The following is a 5,440-nucleotide window of genomic DNA, read 5'->3' as shown; positions in this document are numbered from 1 at the left end:
TGCTATGCTAAAATCTCCAAACAGCCTGATTTTCTTGCGATTGCAACACTTCCCGTAAACACGGGACAGGCTTCACCCCTGACTATGTCAGGACGGAGAAATCCTATTACATAATCCGGGTTTAAGGTGTGTAAAACAATCTTTACTGAAAAATGTTAATGTTAAGTGAGCTGTGTTGGTAAATCTTTATAAACGCAGATTCGCATCAGAGGTAGTATTAAAACTGTTCAATTGTTAATTCAAAACTACATCATGGAGATTAATAAATATTACGATATTATAGCTGAAAAATTAACTGGATGGTTAGAGCTTCTGGTTAAAATGCTTCCAAACTTTGTAGTAGCAGTTTTGGTGCTAATAGCATTTATTTTTGCGGGGAGATTAGTTAGGAATATTAGTGATAAACTACTGGATAAGGCAATAAAGAATAAATCTCTTTCTTCCATAATTTCTAAAGTTATCTATATCATAGTTGTGACAATAGGTCTCTTTACAGCCTTAAGTTTTCTAAACCTTGACAAGACAGTTTCTTCATTGCTTGCCGGTGCGGGAATTATTGGCTTGGCCTTGGGTTTTGCTTTTCAAGACATTGCTACCAATTTTATTGCTGGGTTTTTCATGGCCATCAAACGTCCATTTAAAATTGGACAAGTAATTCATTGTGAAGGCCACAGCGGTGTGATAAAACATATTGGAATACGTACTACTGAATTGACATCCTTTCAGGGGCAAGAAGTTATTATTCCCAATAAAATGCTGTTTCAGAATCCTTTGGTAAATGATTCCGAGAATACTTATAAAAGAATAGACCTAAATGTAGGCGTATCCTATGGGGAGGATTTGGAACGCGTGAGAGACATTGCCATTGAAGCAGTGAGAAATACCCCGAATATCAATAAAAACAAAGACATTGATCTTGTTTATTTGGCTTTTGGAAGCAGCTCTATTGATTTTAGAATCATGATTTGGGTGGAATTTAAAAGTCAACTGGAGTTCCTGAAAAGCCAAAGTGAAGCAATTATAGCCATCAAAAAAGCATTTGATAAAGAAGACATCATGATTCCTTTCCCAATCAGAACATTGGATTTTGGAATTAAAGGGGGTGAAAAATTGAATGAGATATTACCCCAAATAGAAATGCAATCAAATTTAGGAGAAAAAAGCAAACGGAACTCATCCAGCTAAATCAAAAATTGAATGCCTATTTTGGTTTTAACGACAAATTATCCTTAACTCCCGATGTTTTCGGAAAGGGAGCGATATTAAGGTATTCTCACCAAGCCCAGTTATTGAATTATGGCCTTACTGCAATTCACTGAAAAAGGTATTTTTTGCGAAAGGGCAAATGTCTATATCGATCCATGGAAGCCGGTAGACTATGCCATCATCACCCATGCCCATGCCGATCATTCTCGCTGGGGCAATAAATTTTACCTCTCCCACCATTTGTCCAAACCCATTATACAACATCGATTGGGGTCGGATATCCATATAGAGTCAATGGAATATGGTGAACATAAAACAATCAATGGGGTGGACTTTAGTTTTTATCCAGCAGGGCATATCATTGGTTCGGCACAGGTTCGGGTAGCATATAAAGGAGAGGTTTGGGTAGCTTCAGGAGATTATAAATTGGAAGACGATGGGTTTTCAACCCCTTTTGAACCAGTAAGGTGCAATACATTTATCACGGAGTGTACCTTTGGTTTGCCGGTTTTTAAATGGCAGGACCAGAAAGAGGTGTTTGAGGAGATCAATAGTTGGTGGAGAAAAAACAATGCCGAAGACAAGGTTACTATTTTAACTGGTTACTCATTAGGGAAAGCACAGCGTTTGATTCAGGGAATTGACCCCTCCATTGGTCGTATTTTTACGCATGGAGCTATTGAGAAAACCAATGAAATTATCCGAGATATGGGTGTTGAATTGAATGAGACGACTTATGTTAGGCCTGAAATCAACAAAAATGAATACAAAGGCGCTTTGGTCATTGCACCGCCTTCTGCCTTAGGTACCTCTTGGCAAAAGAAGTTTCAACCATTTGAAGTAGGCATTGCTTCAGGTTGGATGAAAATGAGAGGCCCCAGAAGAAGACGGTCGGTAGACCGAGGTTTTGTATTGTCTGACCACGCAGATTGGGAAGGACTAAATACAGCCATAAAAGCTACTGAATGCGAAAAGGTGATTGTTACGCATGGTTATACCAATATTTTTAGTAAGTGGCTAAATGATCAAGGCATAGCTACGCAAATTGAGGCCACTGAATTTGAAGGGGAAGTATTGGAAGAAACTGAAAAATCAGATGCCGCATGAAAAACTTTGTCCGACTTTTTACTCAGCTTGATCAAACTACCAAAACCCTGAAAAAGGTGGCTGCTTTGGTAGATTATTTTAATGAAGCAAGTGACAAGGATAAATTGTGGACGATAGCCTTATTAAGCCACCGAAAACCCAAAAGGAGTGTAAGGACAGCCTTGTTGCGGCAATGGTCTGCAGAGGTTGCCAATGTTCCGTTGTGGTTGTTTGAAGAATCTTACCATATCGTGGGAGACCTTGCAGAAACTATGGCCTTGATGCACCCTAACCTGGAAAGCAAGCACGACAAAAGCCTCAGTGAATGGATAACATTTATCATAGATTTAAAAGACCTTGAAGAGGAGGGGCCTGAAACAGAAGAGGGGATCTTGAAAACAAAAAAAGAAAAGGTACTTTGGGCATGGGATCAGTTGAATGAAACCGAACGTTTTGTTTTCAACAAGCTGATGACCGGAGGTTGGCGCGTTGGAGTTTCTCAGAAGTTAATGACGCGTGCCTTGGCCAAACACAGTGGTATTGAAGAAAATACTCTTTCGCATCGCTTAATGGGTGATTGGAGAGCGGAGAGTACAACCTACCATCAATTAATCATTGAAAGTGATCCGGCAGATCAAATCTCACAACCCTATCCTTTTTATCTCGCCTATGCCATTGAGGGGGAACCTCAGGAATTAGGCGCTACGAGTGAATGGATGGCTGAAAGAAAATGGGATGGCATCAGAGGGCAACTAATTGTTCGGGAGGACCAATTGTTTGTGTGGTCCAGAGGAGAGGAATTGGTAACCGATAAATTCCCGGAATTTGATGTTCTTAGAAATGTATTACCTAATGGAACTGTAATCGATGGTGAGATCATTGCTTTCGAAAACGGTCAACCTTTAGGCTTCAATGTATTGCAAAGCCGGATAGGAAGGAAGAATGTAAGCAAAGCCATTCTAAAAAAAGCACCTGTTTTAATGATTGCCTATGACCTGCTTGAGCATAATGGAGCAGATATCCGGGAAAAACCCATGCAGGACCGAAGAGTTGAACTGGAGAAATTGGTAAAGCAGGTTGCTTCTGAAAAACTTCTGATTTCGAATCTGGTGGACTTTAACAATTGGGAAGAATTGGTAAAAGAAAGGGAGAAATCCAGACAGTATCATGCGGAAGGATTAATGCTAAAGCACAAAGCCGGCACTTATAAAGTGGGTCGTAAAAAGGGGGATTGGTGGAAGTGGAAAGTCGATCCACTTACCATTGATGCAGTGATGATTTACGCCATGCGGGGACACGGTAGAAGAGCCAATTTGTATACAGACTATACTTTTGCTGTATGGAAGGGTGAAGAGCTAGTCCCTTTCACTAAGGCCTATTCAGGTTTAACAGATAAAGAAATTAATCAGGTAGATGCTTTTGTGAAGCGCAATACGGTAGACCGTTTTGGACCTGTAAGGAGTGTAAAACCTGAATTGGTTTTTGAAATCGCTTTTGAAGGGATTGCCAGGTCCTCCCGGCATAAATCAGGAGTGGCATTGAGGTTTCCTAGGATGTTTAGGTGGCGAAAGGACAAGCCTGCCAAGGAGGCCAATACTTTGGATGACTTGGAAAAGCTATTGGATTTATACGGTTGAGAAAAGTTGTAGGGGCAGTAATTTGAGTATGAAAAAAGAGTCCGAAATGGCGCTTGTGATTTTGGATAATTTTCTTTTTAAGGTATTGTCTCCAATCAGGACAAGATTGTAATTGCAGTATTCAGGATCAGGTTTACCTTTAGCCTGGATTTTTAGGTCCTATGAAATTACTTTTTATTGTTTTTTTTTTCTTAGAAGGTGATTTCAGCTCAAAGAAAAATTTTTAATGCTGTTATTTAATTTTAATTTGAGGGCTTCGAATATGCAGCAAAAACCAATTGTGAAAATAATTAAACCCGAAATATGCAATAGACATTCTATTACGTGCTGAAATCGCTTTGAAAACAGCCACTTCGTTGCTATTTTCAATTTCACCATAGCGGTGCTATGCTAAAATCTCCAAACAGACCTGATTTTCTTGCGATTGCCACACTTCCCGCAAACACGGGACAGACTTCACCCCTGACTATTGTCAGGACGGAGAAATCCTATTACATAATCCGGGTTGAAAGAATTTGATAAGTTTATTCAAAAGAGTTTCCCATTTCATCATGATGAAAAACATGTCCTAATGGACGTGTTTATGTGTATTTTTTATAACCTGCTAATTTCTAGTTAGATGGGGTGTTCTCGGGAAATAATGTATTTCCTATTAAATAATTCGTTTGAAAGTTTGTTTGTTTAAATATTTAGTCTACATTTGTAGAGTAAGAAGTATAAATGTAGATCAGTATATATAAATATAGAGCAATGCAATTGTCGAAAAAAGAAGAGCAACTAATGGAGTTTATCTGGAAGCAAGGCAAAGTTTTCATGAAAGACATTATTGAATCTTATCCTGAACCAAAACCTGCTACTACAACAATTTCCACCTTGTTAAAAAGGTTGCAAGACAAAAAATTTGTTGCCTACAAGGCGTTTGGGAATTCCCGGCAATATTATCCTTTGGTGAAGAAGGTGGATTACTTTTCAAAGCATGTGAAGGGAATGATTAAAAATTACTTTGACAATTCACCACTGCAGTTTGCTTCGTTTTTTACTAAAGCCACAGATCTTACAACAACTGAATTGGAAGACCTTAAAAAAATTGTAGATCAGGAAATTAAAAGAAAGGAAAAATGACAGTTTACTTCATTAAATAAATTGTTTGTTCTGCATTGTTTTTGGCTTTCTATAAATTGATCTTAGAGGAAGAAAGAATGCTTCGATTCAACAGGTTTTACCTCATTGGCAGTTTAATTTTTTCATTCATTGTACCCCTGCTGACTTTTACCAATCGGGTGTCAGCGCTTCCGGTGGTGGAAAAAGTGATTACCGATTCGATGTTTTTTTCCGAGGCCGGGAATGCGCCAGAAATAGTGGTGTCTAATGCAATGCTATTAAGTTAAGCCTTTTAGCTTACTATTTGGGTTTCAAAATTGAATGTTTTTGATTTTCTGGCTCGGTTGCCTGTCGGTTTACCAGTTTAGGGGCATACCTTTCCCTTCACTTGGAACAGGTACCTAATTTTG

The 5,440-nt window shown here is 38.8% G+C and carries 4 protein-coding genes; all 4 read left to right on the top strand.

What is annotated here, in order from left to right:
- Window positions 1-252 precede the first annotated feature (252 nt).
- The 4 genes from AC13EX_RS02330 to AC13EX_RS02315 all read left to right on the top strand — a co-directional run bounded on the left by AC13EX_RS02330 (window position 253) and on the right by AC13EX_RS02315 (window position 5,051).
- Entirely contained in the window at window positions 253-1,185 is a 933-nt protein-coding gene (locus AC13EX_RS02330; RefSeq protein WP_482891388.1) for a mechanosensitive ion channel family protein, read from the top strand.
- 111 nt (window positions 1,186-1,296) lie between these two features.
- The gene (locus AC13EX_RS02325) at window positions 1,297-2,313 is read left to right on the top strand and encodes a ligase-associated DNA damage response exonuclease (RefSeq protein ID WP_482891387.1); all 1,017 of its coding nucleotides are present in this window, start codon (window positions 1,297-1,299) and stop codon (window positions 2,311-2,313) included.
- Window positions 2,310-3,929 carry an ATP-dependent DNA ligase gene (locus tag AC13EX_RS02320; protein WP_482891386.1) on the top strand — a complete coding sequence of 540 codons (1,620 nt, stop codon included), beginning with the start codon at window positions 2,310-2,312 and terminating at the stop codon, window positions 3,927-3,929. Before AC13EX_RS02325 ends, AC13EX_RS02320 begins: the two co-directional genes overlap by 4 nt.
- Window positions 3,930-4,679: 750 nt before the next feature.
- A complete protein-coding gene (locus tag AC13EX_RS02315) occupies window positions 4,680-5,051 on the top strand; it encodes a BlaI/MecI/CopY family transcriptional regulator (RefSeq protein ID WP_482891385.1) in 372 nt (123 codons plus the stop codon).
- Window positions 5,052-5,440 lie beyond the last annotated feature (389 nt).

The organism is Cyclobacterium sp. L-R (assembly GCF_056859355.1).
The sequence above is the reverse complement of the archived record's forward strand: the minus strand, read 5'-3'. Positions and strand labels throughout refer to the sequence as shown.

What these genes read in the sequence shown, in the direction of transcription:
- AC13EX_RS02330 (WP_482891388.1), top strand. Translation starts at nt 253, where the DNA reads ATGGAGATTAATAAATATTACGATATTATAGCTGAAAAATTAACTGGA.
- AC13EX_RS02325 (WP_482891387.1), top strand. Translation starts at nt 1,297, where the DNA reads ATGGCCTTACTGCAATTCACTGAAAAAGGTATTTTTTGCGAAAGGGCA.
- AC13EX_RS02320 (WP_482891386.1), top strand. Translation starts at nt 2,310, where the DNA reads ATGAAAAACTTTGTCCGACTTTTTACTCAGCTTGATCAAACTACCAAA.
- AC13EX_RS02315 (WP_482891385.1), top strand. Translation starts at nt 4,680, where the DNA reads ATGCAATTGTCGAAAAAAGAAGAGCAACTAATGGAGTTTATCTGGAAG.